Source organism: Streptomyces sp. NBC_01210 (assembly GCF_036010325.1).
Lineage (GTDB): Bacteria > Actinomycetota > Actinomycetes > Streptomycetales > Streptomycetaceae > Streptomyces.
Map to the genome: position 1 here is coordinate 7,839,560 of NZ_CP108549.1, position 20,970 is coordinate 7,860,529.

General features: G+C 68.7%; 21 protein-coding genes and 1 tRNA gene. 8 read left to right on the forward strand and 14 right to left on the reverse strand.

Going from position 1 to position 20,970, the window contains the following annotated elements:
- Positions 1 to 4: 4 nt before the first annotated feature.
- Positions 5 to 1,807 carry a hydroxysqualene dehydroxylase gene (locus OG735_RS35390; protein ID WP_327327215.1) on the reverse strand — a complete coding sequence of 601 codons (1,803 nt, stop codon included), beginning with the start codon at positions 1,805 to 1,807 and terminating at the stop codon, positions 5 to 7.
- Positions 1,808 to 1,921: 114 nt separating this feature from the next.
- Between OG735_RS35390 and OG735_RS35395 the strand changes: the two genes are divergently transcribed.
- Positions 1,922 to 2,356: a YchJ family protein gene (locus OG735_RS35395; RefSeq protein WP_327327216.1), complete on the forward strand. Its 435-nt coding sequence runs from the start codon at positions 1,922 to 1,924 to the stop codon at positions 2,354 to 2,356.
- A 77-nt stretch (positions 2,357 to 2,433) separates the two neighbouring features.
- On the opposite strand, the gene OG735_RS35400 is transcribed toward OG735_RS35395, so the two are convergent.
- Complete coding sequence (locus OG735_RS35400; protein WP_327327217.1) at positions 2,434 to 2,880, reverse strand: hypothetical protein; 447 nt, start codon at positions 2,878 to 2,880, stop codon at positions 2,434 to 2,436.
- On the reverse strand, positions 2,877 to 3,029 hold the full coding sequence (locus OG735_RS42115) for a hypothetical protein (RefSeq protein ID WP_442812545.1): 153 nt from the start codon (positions 3,027 to 3,029) through the stop codon (positions 2,877 to 2,879). The genes OG735_RS35400 and OG735_RS42115 overlap by 4 nt, the downstream gene beginning before the upstream one ends.
- Positions 3,030 to 3,241: 212 nt before the next feature.
- Here OG735_RS42115 and OG735_RS35410 point away from each other — a divergent pair, with 212 nt between their 5' ends.
- Positions 3,242 to 4,204, forward strand: coding sequence for a GlxA family transcriptional regulator (locus tag OG735_RS35410; RefSeq protein ID WP_327327218.1), 963 nt, complete (start codon positions 3,242 to 3,244; stop codon positions 4,202 to 4,204).
- A gap of 31 nt (positions 4,205 to 4,235) precedes the next feature.
- On the opposite strand, the gene OG735_RS35415 is transcribed toward OG735_RS35410, so the two are convergent.
- The 3 genes from OG735_RS35415 to OG735_RS35425 form a co-directional block, all read right to left on the reverse strand.
- Entirely contained in the window at positions 4,236 to 4,493 is a 258-nt protein-coding gene (locus OG735_RS35415) for a hypothetical protein (RefSeq protein WP_327327219.1), read from the reverse strand.
- Between the two features lie 529 nt (positions 4,494 to 5,022).
- Positions 5,023 to 5,193, reverse strand: coding sequence for a hypothetical protein (locus OG735_RS35420; protein WP_327327221.1), 171 nt, complete (start codon positions 5,191 to 5,193; stop codon positions 5,023 to 5,025).
- Positions 5,190 to 6,260, reverse strand: a complete 1,071-nt coding sequence (locus OG735_RS35425) for an ATP-dependent DNA ligase (protein ID WP_327327222.1) — start codon at positions 6,258 to 6,260, stop codon at positions 5,190 to 5,192. The genes OG735_RS35420 and OG735_RS35425 overlap by 4 nt, the downstream gene beginning before the upstream one ends.
- A 54-nt stretch (positions 6,261 to 6,314) precedes the next feature.
- On the opposite strand from OG735_RS35425, the gene ligD reads away from it, so the two are divergent.
- The gene (ligD, locus tag OG735_RS35430; protein WP_327327223.1) at positions 6,315 to 7,346 is read left to right on the forward strand and encodes a non-homologous end-joining DNA ligase; all 1,032 of its coding nucleotides are present in this window, start codon (positions 6,315 to 6,317) and stop codon (positions 7,344 to 7,346) included.
- Positions 7,347 to 7,406: 60 nt separating this feature from the next.
- On the opposite strand, the gene OG735_RS35435 is transcribed toward ligD, so the two are convergent.
- A complete protein-coding gene (locus OG735_RS35435) occupies positions 7,407 to 9,536 on the reverse strand; it encodes an OmpL47-type beta-barrel domain-containing protein (RefSeq protein ID WP_327328564.1) in 2,130 nt (709 codons plus the stop codon).
- A gap of 71 nt (positions 9,537 to 9,607) precedes the next feature.
- Positions 9,608 to 12,094 carry a ThuA domain-containing protein gene (locus OG735_RS35440; RefSeq protein ID WP_327327224.1) on the reverse strand — a complete coding sequence of 829 codons (2,487 nt, stop codon included), beginning with the start codon at positions 12,092 to 12,094 and terminating at the stop codon, positions 9,608 to 9,610.
- A 197-nt stretch (positions 12,095 to 12,291) separates the two neighbouring features.
- Between OG735_RS35440 and OG735_RS35445 the strand changes: the two genes are divergently transcribed.
- The gene (locus tag OG735_RS35445; RefSeq protein WP_327327225.1) at positions 12,292 to 13,290 is read left to right on the forward strand and encodes a multicopper oxidase domain-containing protein; all 999 of its coding nucleotides are present in this window, start codon (positions 12,292 to 12,294) and stop codon (positions 13,288 to 13,290) included.
- Positions 13,291 to 13,295: 5 nt separating this feature from the next.
- On the opposite strand, the gene OG735_RS35450 is transcribed toward OG735_RS35445, so the two are convergent.
- Entirely contained in the window at positions 13,296 to 14,168 is an 873-nt protein-coding gene (locus OG735_RS35450; protein WP_327327226.1) for a hypothetical protein, read from the reverse strand.
- Between the two features lie 286 nt (positions 14,169 to 14,454).
- Here OG735_RS35450 and OG735_RS35455 point away from each other — a divergent pair, with 286 nt between their 5' ends.
- Positions 14,455 to 15,249, forward strand: coding sequence for a VOC family protein (locus tag OG735_RS35455; protein ID WP_327327227.1), 795 nt, complete (start codon positions 14,455 to 14,457; stop codon positions 15,247 to 15,249).
- 151 nt (positions 15,250 to 15,400) lie between these two features.
- A complete protein-coding gene (locus tag OG735_RS35460) occupies positions 15,401 to 15,646 on the forward strand; it encodes a WhiB family transcriptional regulator (RefSeq protein WP_327327228.1) in 246 nt (81 codons plus the stop codon).
- 18 nt (positions 15,647 to 15,664) lie between these two features.
- On the opposite strand, the gene OG735_RS35465 is transcribed toward OG735_RS35460, so the two are convergent.
- Genes OG735_RS35465 through OG735_RS35480 form a run of 4 tightly spaced genes read right to left on the reverse strand, consistent with a single transcriptional unit; the run spans position 15,665 to position 18,506 of the window.
- Positions 15,665 to 16,270, reverse strand: a complete 606-nt coding sequence (locus tag OG735_RS35465) for a hypothetical protein (protein ID WP_327327229.1) — start codon at positions 16,268 to 16,270, stop codon at positions 15,665 to 15,667.
- Positions 16,267 to 16,920, reverse strand: coding sequence for a hypothetical protein (locus OG735_RS35470; RefSeq protein WP_327327230.1), 654 nt, complete (start codon positions 16,918 to 16,920; stop codon positions 16,267 to 16,269). Before OG735_RS35470 ends, OG735_RS35465 begins: the two co-directional genes overlap by 4 nt.
- 55 nt (positions 16,921 to 16,975) lie before the next feature.
- A complete protein-coding gene (locus tag OG735_RS35475) occupies positions 16,976 to 18,211 on the reverse strand; it encodes a hypothetical protein (RefSeq protein WP_327327232.1) in 1,236 nt (411 codons plus the stop codon).
- The gene (locus tag OG735_RS35480) at positions 18,204 to 18,506 is read right to left on the reverse strand and encodes a hypothetical protein (RefSeq protein WP_327327233.1); all 303 of its coding nucleotides are present in this window, start codon (positions 18,504 to 18,506) and stop codon (positions 18,204 to 18,206) included. The genes OG735_RS35475 and OG735_RS35480 overlap by 8 nt, the downstream gene beginning before the upstream one ends.
- A 253-nt stretch (positions 18,507 to 18,759) precedes the next feature.
- On the opposite strand from OG735_RS35480, the gene OG735_RS35485 reads away from it, so the two are divergent.
- The gene (locus OG735_RS35485; protein ID WP_327327234.1) at positions 18,760 to 20,097 is read left to right on the forward strand and encodes an SDR family oxidoreductase; all 1,338 of its coding nucleotides are present in this window, start codon (positions 18,760 to 18,762) and stop codon (positions 20,095 to 20,097) included.
- 163 nt (positions 20,098 to 20,260) lie between these two features.
- A tRNA-Trp gene (locus OG735_RS35490) sits at positions 20,261 to 20,336 on the forward strand.
- A 117-nt stretch (positions 20,337 to 20,453) separates the two neighbouring features.
- Here the strand turns inward: OG735_RS35490 and OG735_RS35495 are convergent.
- Positions 20,454 to 20,825: a hypothetical protein gene (locus tag OG735_RS35495; RefSeq protein ID WP_327327235.1), complete on the reverse strand. Its 372-nt coding sequence runs from the start codon at positions 20,823 to 20,825 to the stop codon at positions 20,454 to 20,456.
- Positions 20,826 to 20,970: the final 145 nt, after the last annotated feature.

The following is a 20,970-nucleotide window of genomic DNA, read 5'->3' on the forward strand; positions in this document are numbered from 1 at the left end:
CCCCTCAGCCCAGGTCGAACGCGTTGCGCAGCCCCAGCCGGTAGCGGGTGCGGTCGTGGCGCTTCATCAGCTCGACCTCCGGGGCGCGGAAGAGCGGCTTCACCGTGCAGCGGGCCGCCGGTGAATCGACGTTGTCCAGCAGGGCGTTGACGGCCGCGCGGGCCGAGGCGTTGGCTCCCTCCATCGTGGCCAGGTCGATGTCGACGGCGACATAGTCACCGGCCAGGAAGAAGTTGGGGATCTTGGTGGCTGCCTGAGGGCGGTTGTGGAAGGTGCCGACCGGGTGGATGAGGAGCTCGTCCTCATTGGTCGGGTTCGGGGTGCCGAGGCCGGCCACACCCGGGTCGAGGAACCAGGAGTGCAGCGCGCTGTCCTTGAGCACCGTGCGGCCCGTGTCATTGACACTCGCCTTGAGCTGGGCCCACACCTCCCGGGCGACCTCCGCACGGGTGCACTGCTTGGCCGTCTTCCCGTACAGGATGCCGGCCCTGTCCCACTCGGAGATGTCCACGGACAGGCAGTCCACCGCGACACCGTCGCCGTAGTCGGCCGGGAAGTTCCGGGACGGCCAGTGTCCCGCCTGCTGAATGGCTGTCAGGGACCAGGGAGAGTCGATGCAGTTGAGGTGCCCGTTGAGCAACGGAGCCCGCTCGGTCAGATAGAACTGAATGCCCGTCATCCAGTCCGTCTCCAGGTTGTCGCAGCGCGCCAGCTGCGAGTCCGCCGCGCGCAGCTCGGCTCCCCAGGTCCGCCGCGCGTGCTCCACCGGCATCGCCGAGATGTAGTGGTCGGCGGTGACCGGCCGGCGCACGCCCAGCGGGTCCTCGATCACCGCGGCCGTGACCCGCCCGGAGCCGTACTTCACCTCCCGTACCGTCCAGCCGATCTTGAACTGGACGCCAAGCTTCTCCAGATGGGTCACCCAGGGGTCGATCCATGCCTCATTGGTGGGGGCGTTGAGTATCCGGTCGAGTGGTCCGTCGGCGCCCCGGCCCAGCGCATTGAAGACGAAGGCCTCGAGGAGAGCGGCGACCGTACGGGTGCTGGCCTCCTCGGCCTTGGTCGCGACGATGTTCCGGGTGAGTCCGACGGCCAGGACGCGCTGGTAGTCGTAGCTCATCCGCTCGGCCCGGATGAACTCCCACCACGACGTGCGCTCCCACGTATCGTCGCGCCGCTCGTCGCAGCTGGTGAGAAAGACGAGCCCGCGGTTCACGAAGTAGGCCGTCTCATGGGCCGGGATGCCCAGGGCCGTGTCCAGCGCGGCGGTCAGGGCGCGGCGGATCTCGTCGAGTGTGAGCTGGGCCGGCTTGTGGCCCGGCCAGGGCAGCGGGATCCGTAAGTCCTCGCGCCCGGTGCGGGCGAACGACATCTCGGGTGGCGCCACCAGGTTGTCCCAGACCCCGTTGGCGTTTCCCGGGTACGGGATGCGCCGCATCGTGTCCGGCAGGTTGTGGTAGATGCCGGGGATGAAGCGGAAGCCGTGCTCGGCGGGCAGCGGCCGCCGGGCGCCCTTCGCGCTGTTTGGGACGTCCATGCTGCGGGCCTTGCCGCCCAGTGCTCTGCGCTCGTAGACGGTGACCCGGAATCCGCGGTCGGCCAGTTCATGAGCGGCGGTGAGTCCGGCGACCCCGCCGCCGAGTACGGCGACCGACTGGGCGGCCGGAGCGGCAGGTGTGCCGTGGACGGCGGTGCGTTCCGCCGCGACGGCCGCGGCAGCCGTTTCCGCCAAGGTCAGCGCCGCTGTGCCGCCGACCGCCGCAGCCCCCGCCATAAAGGTGCGTCGTGTGTTTCCCACCCGATCCATCCCCAACCCCTTACCGACGGTAACTGTCGCGTCCGGCGCAGGAGCATACGGAGATCCCTCATGACCCGGAAGCCACGCGCGGGCCCATTCGTGCAATGGCTGGAAAATGGAGTCATGTCCCGACGCAGCTCACGCCCCAAACGCACCGTCCCACCCGCCCTGACCGCAGACTCGCCCTGCCCGTGCGGGCTACCCGCGGCCTACGGCGAGTGCTGCGGCCGCTTCCACTCGGGCGAGCACGCAGCCCCCACCGCCGAGCTGCTGATGCGCTCCCGCTACAGCGCCTTCGTGGCCCAGGACGCTGCGTATCTGCTGCGCACCTGGCACCCCGCGACCCGGCCGCCGCATCTCGAACCCGACCCCGGCATGCACTGGCAGGGGCTGGAGATCCTTCAGACCACGGACGGCAGTCCCTTCCACTCCTCGGGAACGGTCACCTTCCGCGCCCGCTACCGGCACCACGGCAAGCGCGGCGAACTGCACGAGCGCAGCAGCTTCGAACGGCACGGCGGCGCCTGGGTGTACGTCGACGGTGTCTTCCTGGAGTGAGTGCCGAAGGCGCACAACCCCGGGGCGAGCGCATGTGACGGCGGTCCGGGCGGGTCATGCCCTCGTCACGCCGCCCGTCACGCGCCTGTCGTGGATCCGGGCCGCACGATCATCAGGACCGTGACGGTCGCCCACAGCAGATTGAACACCCCCGTGGACATGGCGAGCTTGGCGGAGGCGACGGTGCCGAGGTTCTCCAGGACCGCGCTCTGCCCTGGCAGCACCAGCAGCGCGAGGACTCCGGCGGCGACCGTCGTGAGCACGATGGAGACGATCAACCAGGCGTCGCCGAGGACATGCAGGCTGTTGGCGGTGGCGAGACCGAAGACGGGCACGACGACACCGACAGTCGCGTAGACGCGGCAGATGCGGTGGAGATTGCGTACGGCACCGAGCGCCTGGTCGCTGTCGGGCTCGGCCGCGGCACGGCGGGCGGCGGCCGGGAACGCGCTGGCCGCGACGGTCACCGGGCCGATCGCGATGATCGCGGCCAGGACATGGACGATGAGCAGGATCTTGGTCATGCCGGCCGGCCCTCGAGGAGGGGGGCCGCGCCGAGGGCGCTCCGGACCGTGCCCCGGCGCATGCCCATGCCGCCGACGCCGAGCACTTCGTACGGGGCGATGACGTCCAACGGGTCGGAGCCGTCGAACAGAACGATCCGGGCGAGCATCCGGCACCAGTCCTCATGTCTCGGGAATCTCGAGAAGAGCCGCCCCCGGAGGGTCGGCCGGACCGACACTAATGAGCGCCGACGACGACGGACAGCGGCGTGAATGCCATCTTCCAACGGATTCCCGCCAGGCCCTCTCACAGGGGCTTCCGGCACAGAAGACCAGCTCACAGCCTCTTGGCTGGAAAACCTCGAGCGCTTAGATTATGGCCATGCACACCGTGGCCGTACTCGCCCTGGACGGGGTCATCGCCTTCGACCTGTCCACGCCGCTCGAAGTGTTCGCCCGCACCCGGCTGCCCGACGGCAGGGCCCCGTACCGGGTCCGGGTCTGCGCTCCGGCGGACGAGGTCGACGCGGGCGCGTTCACGCTGCGCGCGCCCTTCGGCCTGGAAGCGCTGGCCGAGGCGGACACGATCATCCTGCCGGGCTGCGCCGATCCGACCGTGCCGGTCCCGCCCGAGGTGCTCGACGCGCTGCGGGCAGCTGCCGCTCGCGGGACTCGTGTCGCCTCGATCTGCGCCGGCGCGTTCGTCCTCGCCGCCACCGGCCTGCTGGACGGCCTGCGTGCCACCACCCACTGGCTCGGCGCGGCCGGGCTCGCCGCACTGCACCCCGAGGTCGAGGTGGACCCCGATGTGCTGTACGTCGACAACGGACAGTTCCTGACCTCGGCCGGGGCCGCCGCAGGACTCGACCTGTGTCTGCACATGATCCGCCGGGACCACGGCTCTGCGGTGGCGGCGGACGCGGCACGGCTGTCGGTGATGCCGCTGGAACGCGAGGGCGGGCAGGCGCAGTTCATCGTTCACGACCAGCCGCCGAACCCGGACGGCGCGACACTCGAACCTCTGCTGCGCTGGATGGAGGAGAACGCCGGGCGCGAGCTCACTGTCGGCGACATCGCGGCGCACGCGGGCCTGAGCACCCGCACCCTCAACCGCCGCTTCCGCGAACAGACGGCGACCACACCCGTGCAGTGGCTGCACCGGGCCCGTGTCCGCCAGGCCCAGTATCTGCTGGAGACGACGGCGTACTCGGTGGACCGGATCGCCACCCAGGTCGGCTTCGGCTCACCGACGGCGTTCCGCGACCGCTTCAAACGGCAGGTCGGCACCAGCCCGCACGCCTACCGCCGCGCCTTCCAGGGCTCGCCCGAGGCGCAGCGGATCTGATGTCCCGGGATCGTCGCCCGGACGCGGCGGGTCAGTAGGTGCGGCCCGGCTTGATGATCAGTCGCGGGTTGTATGCGGCCAGGATCTTGTTGGACATCGCCAGCGTGGACAGCGCGTGCTCGCGGTCCGCCCGGTCCTCGGCACACAGCGGGCCACGGAACCGGTACACCTCACGCACGGCGCACTCGGCGTCGATCTCCGCCTGCAGAATGTGGATCGGCATGCAGGACCCGATCAGCGCGGCGACGCCATCGGGGATCGGTACGGGGATGAGGGGTGACGCGGTCACGTGTAGTCCTTCTCTGCTTCTTCCGTCGGGCGCCGGCGGTCGGCGTCCTACCCTCCATACGTACCGGACGGGCTTCCGGCTTTGACGGCGGGATTGTCTCTGTGCGGCAACCGTTTCGGATCACCCTTTGAGGAGCCGGCCATGGGCGTACGCAAGGATCCGAAGGGCGAAACAGGGCGGCGATCCTGCCGAACGTCTCCCGGTCGAACTGTTCAGGAACGACGGTGTCGTACGAGAAGTGCGCACTGCCCGGCTCGCCCGGCCGTACGCCTCCGGCGGCACCGCCGACATACCTTACGCGAACGCGGTCGAGGCTCCCTCATCGGTGGTCTTGCGGCGAAAGGGAAGTGACGGACAGTGGCGGCCGGTTACTGCTGTGGCCCTTCATGTGCGAAGTGGCCGTTGTGGCAAAGGGGTTGATCAGGTTGCTGATCCTTTCCCTGACGATCAATCGCTGTGCCGGCCCCGGCCGCGCAGGCGAAGAAGATCGAGGCGCTCCACGCGTGAATGACCTGCGGGGCCAGGGGTGTCAGGGTAATGAGCCGTCGCAGCGCTCGCGCAGACGGCGGGCGCACAATGCGCCCCAGGTCGCCAAACAGCTCTCGCAGTCGGTGAGTTGAGCACCGAAGACGGTCCCGAGATCGCGCAGCCGGTCGAGCCGCCGTCGCCGGGCGGCAGCCCGGGCCAGGGTCCTGCTCACTCTCCAGGGGGTGACAGCACTTCGGACAGGTCGTACCGCACCGGTTCCTCCAGCTGCGAATAGGTGCAACCGTAGGGATCACGGTCCGGCCGCCACCGGCGGAACTGAGCAGTGTGCCGGAAGCGGTCGCCCTCCATGTGGTCGTAGGCGACCTCGATCACCCGCTCGGGCCGCAGCGCCACCCAGGAGAGGTCCTTCTTGCCGGTCCAGCGGCTGGTCGCACCGGGCAGCCGGGCGCTCTCATGGGCGCTCTCGTCCGTCCACGCCGCCCATGGATGGTCGTCCGGAGGATCCATCCGCAGCGGCTCGAGTTCCTGGACCAGCTCCTCGCGCCGCTTCATGGAGAACGCGGCGCAGACTCCGACATGCTGCAGCGCGCCCGAGTCGTCGTACAGGCCCAGGAGCAGTGAGCCGACGATCGGGCCACTCTTGTGGAAGCGATAGCCGGCCACCACGGTATCCGCCGTGCGCTCGTGCTTGATCTTGAACATCAGCCGGGCGTCCGGCCGGTACGGCAGGTCCAGCGGTTTGGCGATGATCCCGTCCAGTCCCGCGCCCTCGTACCGCTCGAACCACTCCTGCGCCAGCTCGGCATCGGTGGTGGCGGGCGCGAGATGTACCGGCGGCCCGGCGTCGGCCAGTGCGGCGGCCAGAGTGGTGCGCCGCACCGAGAGCGGCGCGTCCAGCAGAGCTTCGTCACCGATGGCGAGCAGATCGAAGGCGACAAAGCTCGCCGGGGTCTGTTCGGCGAGCAGTCTCACCCGGGACTCGGCCGGGTGAATACGCTCGGTCAGCTTGTCGAAGTCCAGCCGCCCCTCGTGCGCGATGACGATCTCGCCGTCGACAACACAGCGGTCGGGGAGATTGGCCAGCAGATCGTCGGCCAGCTCGGGGAAGTAACGGGTGAGCGGCTTGCCGGTCCTGGAGCCGATCACCAGCTCATCGCCGTCCCGGTGGACGATCGCCCGGAAGCCGTCCCATTTGGCCTCGTACTGCATACCCGGCGGGATCTTCTTCACTGGCTTGGCCAGCATCGGCTTGACAGGCGGCATCACAGGAAGATCCATGCATTGATTCTGCCCGATATGCGGCATATCTGCGCTCGGCCTACCGTGGCGCACATGGGTGCAGCGGTGGAACTGGAGGCCGGCGGGCGCACCGTACGGCTGTCCAATCCGGACAAGATCTACTTTCCCGAGCGGGGCTTCACCAAGCTGGACGTGGCCCAGTACTACCTGGCCGTGGGGGAGGGGATCACCCGCGCCCTGCGCGACCGCCCCACCACTCTGGAGCGCTACCCCGACGGCGTCGAGGGCGAGTCCTTCTTCCAGAAACGCGTGCCCAAATACCTCCCCGACTGGATCCCGACGGCCCATATCTCCTTCCCCAGCGGACGGTCGGCCGACGAGATGCGCCCGACCGAGATCGCTGCCGTGATCTGGGCGGCCAACCTCGGCACGCTGACCTTCCACCCCTGGCCGGTACGCGGAGACGCCGTCGACCACCCGGACGAGCTGCGCATCGACCTGGACCCGCAGCCGGGCACCGACTTCAACGACGCCGTCAGGGCAGCGCACGAACTGCGCGTGATCCTCGACGAGCACGGCCTGCGCGGCTGGCCCAAGACTTCCGGCGGCCGCGGCCTCCATGTCTTCGTGCCGATCGAGCCGCGATGGGACTTCACGCATGTGCGGCGGTCGGCCATCGCCGTCGGCCGCGAGCTGGAGCGGCGGATGGAGGGCAAGGTGACCACGGCCTGGTGGAAGGAGGAACGCGGCGAGCGGATCTTCGTCGACTACAACCAGACCGCCCGCGACCGCACCATCGCCTCCGCCTATTCCGTACGTCCCAAGCCGCACGCCCCGGTCTCGGCCCCGCTGCACTGGGACGAACTCGACGATGTGTCGCCGTACGACTTCGACCTGGTGACCATGCCCGCCCGTTACGCCGAACTCGGCGATGTGCATGCCGACATGGACGACCACGCCTTCTCCCTGGAGAGCCTGCTGGAGCTCGCCCGCAAGGACGAGCGCGACCACGGCCTGGGCGATCTGCCGTATCCGCCGGACTATCCGAAGATGCCGGGCGAGCCGAAGCGGGTACAGCCGAGCCGCGCCAAGAAGGAGAAGGGGAAAGAGAAGGAGAGCGATTGAGCAGCCGTCGGCTCCCTTCCCGCCTGCGGGAAGGGAGCCGACGGCGGGCCGGGCCGGGGGCTACAGCTCCTGGATGCGGATATTGCGGTACGAGATCACGTCCGTCGTGCTGTGGACCTGGAGCCCGATATAGCCGGAGGAGTACCGCCGGCCGTCCGTGCCCGGGTCGTCGGCGCGCGGCGGTACGAACTCCTGGCCGCCCACATTGTCGAACTCATTGATCAGGACGCCGTTGCGGTACACCGAGTAGTGCTGGCCGACCACCCGGATCTCGTAGTCGTTCCAGGTGCCCTTCGGCGTCACACCCGCACCGCCGAGTCCGACCCGGTCGAAGCCGTAGATCGAGCCGGTCTTGTACATGTCGCCGTCCGGCCGGTCCAGGACCTGCACCTCATGGCCGTACTTGATGGCGACCCACTCGGGGCGCGGCTCCTCCGGATTGTCGTGGACGTACGGGAAGCGTACGAAGACACCACTGTTGGCGTTGCCCGTGCCGGGAGCGTCGTCCCGCCACTGCAGCTTCAGCGAGAAGTCCCCGTACTGCCGCTGCGGGAACCACAGCATGCCGAGGCCGCCCTTGGCGGTGCCGCTCGTCATCGACCCGTCGGCGCCCAGGCCGAACGAACCGCCGCCCACATGCTGCCACTTGCTGAACGACGCCTGCGTGCCGTCGAACAGATCGCGGTAACCGGTGTGCCGGCCCGGATTGCCGATGCCGGACTGCTTGGCCGCCTTGTAGATCTTCTTGTGCTCGCGCTGGTCGATGACGCCGTCCGCGAGCAGCTCGTCGAGGACCTTGTCCACGTGCTTGAGGAACAGCGCGTGCGAGGACCAGTCCTTCTCGTCCTCGATCAGCTCGTTGATGGTGCAGCGGCTGCGGGTGATGCGGTTGGGCACACCCGTGTCGACCGTGCCGACGATCACCGTCAACCGCTCGTCCCACTCGGGGCAGTTGGGCGCCGGGACCCCGCCGCCCTCGGCGACCGTGAACGTCACCTTCTGCGCCTGGGAGGTGTTGCCCGCCTTGTCCGTGGCCCGGTGCAGAACCGTGTGGAAGCCCACCCGGTCGACGATGACCGGCGTGGTGTAGGCGAGGTAGGGACCGCCGTCGAGGGAGTACTCGACCTTGTCGACCCCGGAGCCGGCGTCGGTCGCGGCGAGCGTCACCTTGGCGCTGGTGATGTACGCGCCGTCGGAGTTCTTCTGACCGGTCACCCCGGCCGAGGTCTCCGGCGGAGTCTTGTCCTCGGCCGGCGGCGTGACGACCGTGAAGTCCACGGGCTTCTCGACGGCCGCGTTCCCGGCCCTGTCGGTCGCCTTGTAGCGGACCTTGTGCGTGCCCGCCTCATGCACCATCACCGGGGACGTGTACGGCTGCCAGGCCCCGCTCGCGCCGATCGCGTACTCGATGGTGTTGACGCCCGAGCCGGTGTCGGATGCGGTCACCGTGACCGTGGCCATGCCCAGATACTGGCCCTGGTCGTTCTTCTCGCCGCTCACCGTCGCCGAGGTCTCCGGCGGGGTCTTGTCGTCCGTCGGCGGGGCGACGACGGAGAAGTCGACCGCCTTCTCCGCGGCGATGTTCCCGGCCTTGTCAGCGGCCCGGTAGCGGATCTTGTGCGCGCCGACCTCGTTCACCACGACCGGCGTGGTGTACGCCTGCCAGGCGCCGGCCGCACCGACCGCGTACTCGATCCTGTCCACACCCGAGCCGGCGTCGGTCGCCGACACGGTCACGGTGGCCTGGCCGACATAGGCGCCGTCGGCGTTCTTGTCGCCGTCGACCTTCGCCGTCGTGTCGGGCGCCGTGGCGTCCTCGCCACCGCCCTCGGTGACGGTCAGGATCCCCTGCATCGCGCCGTGGCCGGGGATGGTGCAGTGGAAGTGGTACCGGCCAGGAGTGAGCGTGACCTCGACGGTGTGCTTCCCGCCCTGGTCGTCGCTGGGGTTGGCGAGAATGTTCAGCGGTACGTCGCTGTTGTACTCGGGATCGGACACGTCGAAGGTCAGCGTGTGCGGCATACCCATGGTGTTGCCGGTCGCCGTGCTGTTCTGGAACACGATCGTCGTCCTCCCCGCCACCGCGGTGGTCGGGAACGAGGCGTACTTCTCGATCGAGTCACCGGCCGTCCAGGTGAGGACCTGATCGGCCGCCAGATCGTCGCTCTGGCCGTAGGCGACCGCCGACATCAGCCCGAGGACCAGCGCCACCGACGCGAGCAGGGCCGTCCACAGCTTTGCCGTTCTGTGTCTCACGTGTCTCACTGCGCCGCCTTCCGTGCCAGGTTGTCGGCGGACGGAGTCGCCTCGCCACCCTTGTATGTGATGTGCCAGAGCGCCGACTTGGCGTCGGAGGTGAAGAATCCGCGCCCGTAGTCCAGGACGTACAGCGAACCGTCCGGCGCGAACTTCCAGTCCATGAGGTTGCGGATGCCGTCGGCCCCGACCGGGATGATCTTCTTCAGGGATTCGGCGTGCACCGGGATGCCGCCCTTGCCGACCGTCTTGGGGTCGGTGAGCACCGCGTGCCGCGGCTGGTCGCCGTCGTAGAAGTCGCCGACGAACCACTTTCCGTCCCAGTACGACGGCCACTTGTCCTTGCCGGCGCTCGCCGCGTCGTAGCGGTAGACCGGACCGTTCATGGTCGCCTGGCCGCCGCCCTTGAGCCACGGCAGCAGGATCTTCTGCTCCTCCACCTTGTAGCTCGGGATGCCGCCCGCGTCGCGGGGATAGTCCACGCCGCCGCCCTGCGGCGAGTACCAGATGGTGTTCCCGGTGACCGGAGGCAGATTCACCAGGCCGTTGTTGTTCGGGGACTCGTTCTTCGGGGCGTCGCAGTTGTACCAGCCGAGCGGCTTGCTCGGATCGGGCAGATTGCGGTCGCGATAGGGCTGCTTATTGCCCATGCAGTACGGCCAGCCGTGGTTGCCCGCCTTGATGATGGCGGAGAAGGTGTCGTACTTGGCCGGGCCCCAGGTGGTGCTCGGCGCACCGGCGTCGGGGCCGACCCAGCCCGCGTAGAGGATGTCCGTCGACTTGTCGATGAAGATGCGCGCCGGGTTGCGTACGCCCATGACATAGATCTCGCCGCGCGTCTTGCCGCCGCCCTCGTCCTGCTCCTTGCCCGTGAAGAGGTTGCCCGCCGGGAGTGTGTACGTCCCGTCGTCCTCGGGGTGGATCCGCAGGATCTTGCCGTTGAGGTTGTTGGTGTTGCCGGCCGTACGGCGCGCGTCGGCGAAGGATACGCCCTTGAAGTTTGGCTCCGGGTTGTTGCCGGAGTAACCGCCGCTGAAGCCGGAGGAGTTGTTGTCGCCGGTGGCGATATAGAGATTCTGCTGGGAGTCCCAGGCCATCCCGCCACCCGCGTGGCAGCAACTGTGAATCTGTACAGGCCACTTGAGCAGGACCTTCTCGGAGGCGAGATCCAGCTTGTCGGCGGCCAGGTCGAGCGTGAAGCGCGAGACGCGCCGCTCGGCCATCTGCGTGTCGCGGTTGATCTGCGAGTGCGGTGTGTAGTGCAGATACACCCAGCCGTTGGACATGAAGTCCGGGTCCAGCTCGATACCGAGCAGCCCCTCCTCGACCTTGATCAGCTCATCGCCGCCGCCCTTGTTGCCGAAGACGGTCAGCGCACCGGCGAGGGTGACCTTCTTCGTCTTCGGGTCGTAGACGTGGATCTCGCCCTGGCCCTTGCCGACGTCGGGGTTGTTCCAGTCGGTGACGACGGGCCTGCTCGAGTCGGCGCCGCCGCGCCCGATGTAGAGGACCCGCCCGTCCGGGGCGGTGACCAGGCCGTGCGGCTCGCCGATCTGGTCGGTCTGTCCGGGCTTGTTGGGCTGGGTGACGCGCTCGGCGGTGTAGTTGGCGTTGATGGTCGCCTTGCAGTCGGCGCGCGAGAGCCGGGTCGTCCAGGCGAGCGCGCCGCGCAGATGGTCGCGGAAGTCGGTTTCGGCGAAACTGTCGACCGTACCGCCCATGCCGGTGTAGAAGGAGCGGCCGCCGTCGTAGTCACGGCACCAGGAGACCGGGTGGTCCCAGCCGTTGGCGCCGGGGGTGGCCGGCGTGTAGGAGTTCTCCTTGACGCGGGCCACGGTGTGCACGTTGCCGGAGGGGTTCACCGCCCAGTTGAACCACCTGTCGGGTCGCTTCCACTGCAGCGGTAGCGACTTGGTGGCCGGATGCTGACGGTCGCCGATCTCGACGACCGCGCGCTGGACCGCACTTGCGGCACCGGCCGGCCGGGCGCCGATCAGCCCGGTGAACCAGTCGGAGTACGGCTCGGTGCGTGCCGCGTCATGGATGCCGAGGAAGCCTCCGCCGGCCTCCAGATACGACTCGAGCCCGGCCTCCTGCTCCGGGTCGAGCACATCGCCGCCGCCGGTGAGGAAGACGACCGCGTTGTACTTGCCGAGCCTGGTGGCATTGGTGAAGACCGAGGCGTCGTCGGTCGCCTCGGTCTTGAAACGGCCTGCGGCGGGCCCGGTCTGCCCGATGGTCTCTATCGCCGCGATACCGGCGTCGACGGTCGGCGACTCCTCGGTGGCCGAGGCGTGGAAGACGAGCACCCGTACGTTCTGGCCGCCCGGCGGCGACGGCAGGGACAACGTTGTCGAAGGTGGCTCCGGATAGGGCTTGGCGGAGGCTACGGTCCCGCCGCCGAGCAGGGACGCAGTCAGTGCGCCGCCCCCAAGGGCCGCCGCCAGACCGCTTCTTCGGGATCTCGACCGGTGATGTGGTGTGCGCTGCATGTGGTCACCCACCCCTCTTAGGTCACAACAACAGCCTTGGAAACTAGACCCCTTTTCGCGGTTCGCCAATAGGAATGAACCCAATGGCACGAACTTTGTCCTGACTGTGGATAAACGAAGATCGCCCGGCTACCGTGTGGCCGTCCCAGGGGTCAGCTGAACCCCGTCAATCTCCTTACGAGACTGGAGAGTTCGGCATGGACAGACGGAGCTTCAACAAGCGCCTGCTGGCCGGGAGTGCGGTCGCGGCAACGGGCGTGACATCGTTGTCCCTCGCCTCCGCCACCGACGCGACCTCGGCGGAGAGCGCACCGAGGACTGCGCCGGCCGGAGGTCGGATACGCCATCTCCAGCTGTACGCGGAGAAGTTGGCGGACGGTCAGATGGGCTATGGCCTGGAGAAGGGCAAAGCGACGGTCCCGGGACCGCTGATCGAGCTCATCGAGGGCGACACGCTGCACATCGCGTTCGAGAACACCACGGACGTACCGGTAAGCCTGCACGCCCACGGCGTTGACTACGACATCGCCAACGACGGCACCAGGATGAGCAGGAGTCATGTCGAACCCGGCGGCACGCGTACGTACACCTGGCGCACCCACGCCCCGGGCAAGCGGGCCGACGGCACCTGGCGCGCGGGCAGCGCGGGTTACTGGCACTACCACGACCATGTGGTGGGCACGGACCACGGGACGGGCGGTATCCGCAAGGGTCTCTACGGGCCTGTGGTGGTCCGCAGGAAGGGCGACATCCTCCCGGACAAGCAGTTCACGATCGTCTTCAACGACATGACGATCAACAACAAGTCGGGCGACCAGAGCCCCAACTTCCAGGCCACGGTGGGCGATCGGGTCGAGATCGTCATGATCACGCACGGCGAGTACTACCACACGTTCCATATGCACGGTCACCGCTGGGCGGACAACAGGACGGGTCTGCTGGAGGGGCCCGCCGACGTCAGCCGCGTCATCGACAACAAGATCACAGGACCGGCGGACTCCTTCGGCTTCCAGGTCATCGCGGGCGAACACGTGGGCGCGGGTGCGTGGATGTACCACTGCCATGTGCAGAGCCACTCCGACATGGGAATGGCGGGCCTATTCCTGGTGGCGAAGCCGGACGGCACGATTCCGGGATACGAGCCGCACCATGTCGCCGCGGACTCGCACTCGGCGCAGGGCGGACACAGTCACTGACGGTGTCAGCCGCTGAGGTCCCATACGCCCCAGTCGGCGTACGGCGCGTCCTGTACATAGACACGCGGGCCGCGGCCGACGACCCGGCGGCGGCCGATCCCGCCGCCCCCGGGCCGCACGAGGGTGCTGTACGAGACCGGCTCGGCGGCGCTCTCGGTGAGCGCGCACACGACGAGGCGGCCGCTGTCACCCCCGTACCCGCCGAAAAAGGCGACCCGGTCGCCGTGCACGGCGATTGCATGAGCGCCTGTCACCGGGCTGGTGCGCACCTTGACGGGGCGGTCGTCGCGGATCTCCAGCAGCGGAAAGGCCGTGTAGGTGTAGGCCCAGGCGGCGCGCCGGCCCACATTGAGGGCGTAGCAGTCGAGGATCGAGTCGGCTCCGGACGTCGGCTTGAACTCCCAGAGCGCATCCCCGGTCGAGGACCAGCGCCGCACCCCCGGGGCGCTGAGCCGATCGCCGAGTACACCCTCGTCGAAGTAGCCGGTCCACAGATCGCCCGCCTCGTCGGCGAGCAGATGTGCAATACCGTCGCCGACGGTGAACGTCCAGGAGGGGCGACCGAGCGCGTCGAAGATCTGCACTTGGTCCCTGTGCCGGTGCTTGGGGCTGCGCGCGTTCGCGAGGACGAAACCGCCGTCCGGGAGGGCGTCCAGCAGGGGGTGCTCCGCCGTCACAGCGCTGAGATGGGTCCGGTGGACGCTGCCGTCGTCTACGGTGACGACGAGCGCGTCGTACGGACCGTTCGAAATGGCATCGGGCCGCTCGACGAGCAGCCAGTGCGCGCGGCCGTAGGCATCCACCGTGCTGGTGATGATCGGCAGATCCCGGTGCGCGCGCGGCAGGCGTGCGTACGGGGTCAGCGGTACGGGCTTCAAGGCGCTCCTCGGCAAGGGCTGTGTTTTGACGGCATCCGCGGCGGATCACGGAGTCCGGCGGCGGTGCGTTGGCCGAGGGCGGCGGCATGCGGCGCCTACGCGGCATGAGCCTTTCTGTTTCTCATGCCCGGGATCCTGCAGGGGCCGGTGGCTCGCGCGCAAATGGAATTCGCCCACTTCTACGGTGTACGACGCCGTTGTGGGAGCCGGTCTTCCTGGATGCGCCGCTACGCGATCGGGAGCAGACTCGGACGACAGGCAACGGGATCCCAAGAAGGAGCGCACGATGCTCACCACCCGCTTTGTCACCGGCTCCCCGAACTGGATCGACCTCGGCACACCCGATATCGATAAGGCGCGCACTTTCTACGGCGGCCTGTTCGGCTGGACCTTCCGGTCGGCGGGACCCGAGGCCGGCGGCTACGGCATGTTCCAGCAGGACGGCAAGACCGTTGCCGGCGGCATGACGGTCACTCCGGAGCAGGGCGCCCCCGGCTGGTGCGTCTATTTCCAGTCGCCCGACGCCGACGCCACGGCCAAGTCGGTCGAGCAGGCCGGCGGCGCCGTCGTATTCGAACCGATGGACGTATTCGAAATGGGCCGCATGGCGGTCTTCAACGACCCGTCCGGCGCAGGCTTCGCGACGTGGCAGCCCGGCCGGAACAAGGGCATGGACCTCGTCAACGATCCCGGCTCGCTGTGCTGGATGGAGCTGTACACGCCGGACCCGGGCGCGGGCGTGAGCTTCTACACCAGTGTTTTCGGCTGGGAGACGAACACCATGCCGCTGCCGGACGGCAGCGGCTCCTACATCATGGTCAACCCGGCCGGCACGACCCCGGACGCGATGTTCGGCGGCGTCGCCCCGCTCGCGGCGGACCCGGTGGAGGCGGCGGACGGGCCGTGCTGGCTGCCCTACTTCGAGGTCGTGGACTGCGACGCATCGGTCGCCATGGCGAAGGCGCTGGGCGGCAAGGTCAGGATGGCGCCGGTCGACATGGAGGGCGTGGGCCGCTTCGCGAAACTGGCGGACCCGGCGGGCGCGCGGTTCGCGGTGTTGCAGGGCGAGCAGCAGAGCTGACGCGTTCGCGCGGGGCGCGCCGCATCGTCGGCGGCCTCGAGGATCTGTACGGTTCGCGGCGGGTCCTCGATGCCGGTGGGCGCGGGTGGCTGTGCGGGTCGTTGATCCTTCATTGACCGGGCGTTTATCGGCGCGGGGCACGGTGTCCTGCATGCCGATCAACACCATCACTGACAATGAACTCTCCTGGCAGGAGACCGCGTTGTGCGCCCAGACGGGGCCGGAATTCTTCTTCCCGGCCCCGGGGTCGTCGACGCGGGAGGCGAAGCAGCTGTGCGGGGCTTGCGAGGGGCGGGTGGCGTGCTTGGAGTACGCGCTGGCGCATGACGAGAGATTTGGGGTGTGGGGCGGGCTGTCGGAGAAGGAGCGGTACCGCCTCCAGCGCGGGCGGAGCTGAACCCGCCCCAGCGCGGCTCTACGTGGTGCGGACCCTGCCGTTCCTGACGAGTCCGGCACGTTCTGCCAGTGAGTCGTCTTCAGGTGTGCTGTCGGGGACGGTCTGGTCCATGGACTCGAGGACCACGCGAACGGGGAAATGTCCGCCGACAGGGGAGACGACACCGCCGTAGCGGGGGTCGCCGACGAACCAGATCATGTCTGGGTGCAGATTCTGTTTCTGCGCGAGGTGCACCGAGAACGGTGTGAAGCGCAGGACCGGCGTGTAGTCGTTGGCGAACCTGATCATGATTACTTTCGGGCTTTCCGTGGAGCGGTGCGGATACTCGCACGGGTATGCCCGCCAGGGATAGGTCCTGAGGATGTCAGCTACCCGCCTCGTGCGGCGCAGAGCCAGGAGAGTGGCGAACAACATCAGGGGGAAGACGACAAGATTGACCAGGATGAATCCGATGCTCTTGGACAGCGGTTGCGAGGCGCACACGTAGGCGGACGCCGCCGCCAAGGACACCACCACAACCAGCCAGGCCCAGCGTTTGATGACGAGGTGTTGGTGCCCCAGCGCGGTGGGCGGATGGTCGAACGCTGCTTTGGTCAGAGGAAGTGCCGGCGGCTGCGACGTCATGAGAGCACCTCCAGGATGCGTGAAGGCCTTGGAGCGCACGCGGCGGAAGGAACAGGCGCAGCGAAGGTGATCGTCTGGGCGATGCCCTCGAGGATGTCGATGTATGCCCCGGCATGGCGGGTCGCCGCGCTGGTGAGATCGGCAACGGCAATATGCGCGCCACTCGGATACGACACGGTCAGGCGAGCTTGGAACACCTCGCTCGGAGTTGCACTGATGCCCGCGTCCTCCAGCAGGCTGCGCGGCGGAGCCGACAACGTACCCGCCACCAGCGCCGCCGACACACCGATGGGCAATTCAAGGATCCTTCGGGTATTGCCGCTCCAGAGAGGGGAGTTCGCCAGAGCAAGTGCGCTCTGGGCGACCGCCAGCCCAGCTGTCCGTGCCGCGATGTCGGTGACAGACAAGGAGAAGAGTGAGACACAAGCACCATCCTCACCGTCGGGATGCACCCCGATTGAGGTGTGGATGCTCCCGCCTTGGTGCATCGCGTCGAGCAGGCTCAGAAAGGCGCGCGCGTCGCGGAGGGAGTGGTCAACTCCTTGCTCGCTCTGAAGGATCGGCGTCAGCAGCGCCGAAGTGACATTCTCCAGCTCGTCGAGTGCGATCGCGTCGAGTGTGTGGTAGCCCGGCGGCAGCCGGAACCACATCGGAGGTGGGGGAGTCATGGGGCCATTGGGCATGAGAACTGCCTTACGGTCGTGTCTAGCTGGCCAGTGATGCCCATGCATGGGCGGCCTTTGCTGCGGAGCCGGGTGCGTCGTCGAGGACTGCGCGGGCGCCGTCGACTGCAGTCGCGCAGCCGGCGGCGGTTTCGTTGTCATCGAACACAGGCAGATGACTGGCGGCTGTGACCGCGCCTGTCCCCGAGAGGGTGTATTTCACTGTCTCCTGGACCGCAGAAGGCGTTCTCCGCAAGGCCCAATCCGTGAGTGGGTTTTCCACCTGGCGCAATCCGTCCATCGCGTCCCAGGCGCCATGGGTGAACCCGTGTGAGCCGGCGCGCGCCGCTGCGACAGCTCCGGCATCAGCGAAGGCAGTTGCTGCGTGAGCGGCGGTCGAAGCCGCCTTGGCCCCCTGCGCCACTGCTGCCACGCCAGGTACGGCGCCGAGTGCATCACCGGTCAAGGTCACGGCGCCGTCCCAGAAGTCGGCATCGAACTCCCCTTTCGTGAACCCGTCCTTCAAGGACTTCTGAACCCTTGAATCCGTCAGATGAAGAGCGAGGGCGCCGATGCTGGCACCGGTTGCCACGAACAACAGAGCCAGTCCGACGGGTGGGAAGAACGGGCCGATCACCAACGCCGCGAAACCGGCGGCGGCGGAAACGTCGGACAGGACGTCACCGAGGTCCTCGTCCACCCACTTCAGGACAGAGTCCAGAACACCCGGCTCCTGCGGCGCGAGCTTGTCCGTCGCCTCGTTGAGCGCCTTCGCGATCCGCCCCGCCTCCACCCTGTGCGTCTCCTCCAGCTCCCGCGCCAGCCTCCGCACCGACTCAAGCGCCTCCCGTGCCTTCGTCACCGCGGCCGTCGCCGCCGTCAGGTCCGACTCCGGCAGGTCCGGCGCCGTCCGGACATGCTCGTGCTGGGTCTCCGCCCGCGTCAGCGCCGCCTGTTCGAGCTTCGCCCGCGTGTCGTACTTCTTCGCCGTCGCCTGGTAGCCCACCAGATCGTCGTGCCACCTCCGCAGTTTCGACGCCGCCTTGGACACCGACCGGTGCGCGTTCTTCAAATGCCGCGGCAAGTCCCCGTCCAGCGCCTCCCGGAACGCGTCCGCCGCCTCGCCGCGCCAGTACGTGCTCTCGCCGAGCAACTGGTCGACCAGGCGGTGCGCCGTGCCCAGTGCCGTTGCCGACGTGCTGAGCTTCGTCTGGAGCGCGGCGATCGCCGAGGGGCTTCCCGGGACCGGGTTCCAGCCCAGATGCGGGTACTCAGGCACGCGAATCCACCGCCCTGAACGCCGACTCGATCGCCTTGTTGACCTGGGCGTAGCCCTCGCGGCTCAGCTTCACTCCGACGTGCACCGTCCTGATCCGCGCGCTCAGTTGGTCCGCCCCGTACTTCCACCGCCCCTGGAAGCCGTCGCACGCCTCGTCCAGCTCCTTCGTGCCCAACTGGTCGGCCCGTACGTGCTCCAGCGCCCTTCTCGCCTCGCTGAGTGAGGTCAGCGAGCGACTCAGCGCAGTGGCGAAACGGCCCAACTGGTCGGTGTTCACCTGAAGATCGGATTCCATGGCCGACCACCCTTCCAGATCAACGCCAAACCTGGATAAACCACGTCACTCTCACGGGTGGCGGGGGTCACGGGGCGCTGACGCCCCGGGCGAGGCGAGCGGCTAAGATCGCCGCCATTGCCCGGACGTAGCGCAGCGGCAGGTGCCCCGCCTTGTCAGGGCGGATACGCCGGTTCGAAGCCGGCCGGGACCGCCGCGCGGGACCGCCGCACGGGACCGGACCACCGCAGGGAACGACGGGGCGGGACACCAGATGCAGCACATCAGCGACAAAGAGCTCGCTGCGTTCGACCGCACGGTGAGCAGACTGCGCGCGCTGCCCCTCGACGACCCGATACGCCTGCGGGCCGAGCAGGTCGCCGCCTCCTTCGCCCGGGACGGCCGGCATCGCAGGCGCAAGTCACGTAACAACGCGCGCGCCGACGCCGACGCGGCCGTCGTGGCCGGTACCGCGACCGGCGCCCTCGCCCGGCGTGAGGACGCGCCGCTGGAGGCCGCCGGAACGACCGGCGGGGTCTTCAACCGTCCGCGGCGCTGCTACGTATGCAAGTCGTTCTATCGACAGGCCGACTCCTTCTACCACCTGCTCTGTCCCGAGTGTGCCGCCGACAACACCGCGCGGCGGACCATGAGCACCGACCTCTCCGGACGCCGCGCGCTCCTCACCGGCGGCCGGGTGAAGATCGGCTTCCAGCTCGCGCTGATGATGCTGCGCGACGGCGTGGAACTCCTGGTCACCAGCCGTTTCCCGCACGACACCCTGAACCGGTTCCACGCGGCGCCCGGCAGTGAGAAGTGGCTCGACCGGCTCACGGTCATCGCCATCGATCTCCGCGATCCCCGGCAGGTACTGGGTCTGTGCGAGCGGCTGCGCCGGGACGGCGAGCCGTTGGACATCCTCGTCAACAACGCCGCCCAGACGGTCCGCCGCCCGCCCGAGTCATACGCGCTGCTGGCTTCCGGGGAGCGCGCGGCGCTCCCCGGCGGAGTTGTGCGCGCGCCCGGCTACGAGCCGATGCAGGCCGCCGGGGAGGTGTCAGCCGCCCGGGCAGCCCTCGCGCTCGTACTGCCCGAGGCCGACGAGGCGGGGCTGTTGCCCGACACCGCGCCTGCCAACTCCTGGTCGGCCCGCATCGGCGAGCTGGATCCCGCCGAGCTGCTGGAGACACAGCTCGTCAACGCGCTGGCCCCCACCCTCCTCGTCGACCGGCTGCTGCCGCTGCTGCTCGCCTCGCCCCACCGGAGCCGCTACATCGTGAATGTGACAGCCGTGGAGGGCCGGTTCGCGGTACGGCGCAAGACGGCCGGGCATCCGCACACCAATATGGCGAAAGCCGCACTCAATATGCTCACCCGCACCAGTGGGCCCGAACTCGCCGCGCAGGGCGTGCACATGTGCAGCGTCGACACGGGCTGGATCACCGACGAGAACCCGGTGCCGAAGAAGTCACGGATCGCCGCCGAAGGATTCCGGACTCCGCTGGACATCGTGGACGGAGCGGCCCGGGTGTACGACCCGATCGTGCGGGGCGAGGCCGGCGCCCCGGTGGCCGGCGTCTTCCTCAAGGACTACCGGGAAGCGGCGTGGTGACGCAGCGAGACGAGCCAAGTGGGGGGAGTCTTTCGCGGGAGTGCCGGAGTCGTTCGCGGGAGTCTGCGGCACCGGTGCGTACTCGCCGCCGCCCAGACGCACCGTGCTTGCCTTCAGGGTCGGCCCGCGCCGTGAGCGGATTGGCCTAGGATCTCCGACAAGGGCGGGGTCGTAGCGCAGAGGCAGACGCGCCGGTCTCCAGAACCGGAACACGCTGGTTCGACTCCAGCCGCCCCGCCCCCCTCCCCCCTCGTCGTGCTCGGGCGACAGCACACCCGCTGTGACGATCAGCTTGGGCACGGCGCCCGGTGAAGGCCCGTCGATCACGGGCCCGTTGTTCCGTACAGCTCGGCTGTTCAGTACGGCTCCCCGCTTCTCAGCAGGCAGAATTCCGCATGGCCCACACCCGCCGGCGCGACAGGGACCGCCTCCTGGACGCGCTCGACCCACTCCCGTATCGGCTCCGCATGCGTGAACTTGTCGTGCGGGCCGGGGAGATGAGTCGTGCGGAGTTGCGGTCGCTGCTGGCCGAGCTCGATCCGCGCGGTCCCTACGAGCGCGGGCTCGCCGTCGTCGCGGCCGCTGGGGGCGGGGACGCCGAGTGGGTCTGCGCGCGGCTCGCGGACCCGGACTCGCTCGTCCGCGGCCAGGCCCTGCGGGTCGCTGCTCGCTGCGAGCCTCGGCGTCCCCGACGAAGCCCTTGCCGCCGCGCTTGACGACGCCCCCACCGCCGTACGCGAACAGCTGCTGCGCGCGATGGTTGCCGCCCGGCACTCGCGGTACGCACCGCCGAAGTGCTGGGCGAGCGGCTCGGCGGCCGGACAGGCCGGGCGACACCGGGACGCTGCTCGAAGCCGCCCACGGGCTCGCCGA

Bases quoted from the DNA above. Each gene is read 5' to 3' on its own strand.
- OG735_RS35390 (WP_327327215.1), bottom strand. From the start codon at position 1,807: ATGGATCGGGTGGGAAACACACGACGCACCTTTATGGCGGGGGCTGCG.
- OG735_RS35395 (WP_327327216.1), top strand. From the start codon at position 1,922: ATGTCCCGACGCAGCTCACGCCCCAAACGCACCGTCCCACCCGCCCTG.
- OG735_RS35400 (WP_327327217.1), bottom strand. From the start codon at position 2,880: ATGACCAAGATCCTGCTCATCGTCCATGTCCTGGCCGCGATCATCGCG.
- OG735_RS42115 (WP_442812545.1), bottom strand. From the start codon at position 3,029: ATGCTCGCCCGGATCGTTCTGTTCGACGGCTCCGACCCGTTGGACGTC.
- OG735_RS35410 (WP_327327218.1), top strand. From the start codon at position 3,242: ATGCACACCGTGGCCGTACTCGCCCTGGACGGGGTCATCGCCTTCGAC.
- OG735_RS35425 (WP_327327222.1), bottom strand. From the start codon at position 6,260: ATGGATCTTCCTGTGATGCCGCCTGTCAAGCCGATGCTGGCCAAGCCA.
- ligD (WP_327327223.1), top strand. From the start codon at position 6,315: ATGGGTGCAGCGGTGGAACTGGAGGCCGGCGGGCGCACCGTACGGCTG.
- OG735_RS35435 (WP_327328564.1), bottom strand. From the start codon at position 9,536: ATGTCGGCGGTCGCCTACGGCCAGAGCGACGATCTGGCGGCCGATCAG.
- OG735_RS35440 (WP_327327224.1), bottom strand. From the start codon at position 12,094: ATGCAGCGCACACCACATCACCGGTCGAGATCCCGAAGAAGCGGTCTG.
- OG735_RS35445 (WP_327327225.1), top strand. From the start codon at position 12,292: ATGGACAGACGGAGCTTCAACAAGCGCCTGCTGGCCGGGAGTGCGGTC.
- OG735_RS35455 (WP_327327227.1), top strand. From the start codon at position 14,455: ATGCTCACCACCCGCTTTGTCACCGGCTCCCCGAACTGGATCGACCTC.
- OG735_RS35460 (WP_327327228.1), top strand. From the start codon at position 15,401: ATGCCGATCAACACCATCACTGACAATGAACTCTCCTGGCAGGAGACC.
- OG735_RS35465 (WP_327327229.1), bottom strand. From the start codon at position 16,270: ATGACGTCGCAGCCGCCGGCACTTCCTCTGACCAAAGCAGCGTTCGAC.
- OG735_RS35470 (WP_327327230.1), bottom strand. From the start codon at position 16,920: ATGTGGTTCCGGCTGCCGCCGGGCTACCACACACTCGACGCGATCGCA.
- OG735_RS35480 (WP_327327233.1), bottom strand. From the start codon at position 18,506: ATGGAATCCGATCTTCAGGTGAACACCGACCAGTTGGGCCGTTTCGCC.
- OG735_RS35485 (WP_327327234.1), top strand. From the start codon at position 18,760: ATGCAGCACATCAGCGACAAAGAGCTCGCTGCGTTCGACCGCACGGTG.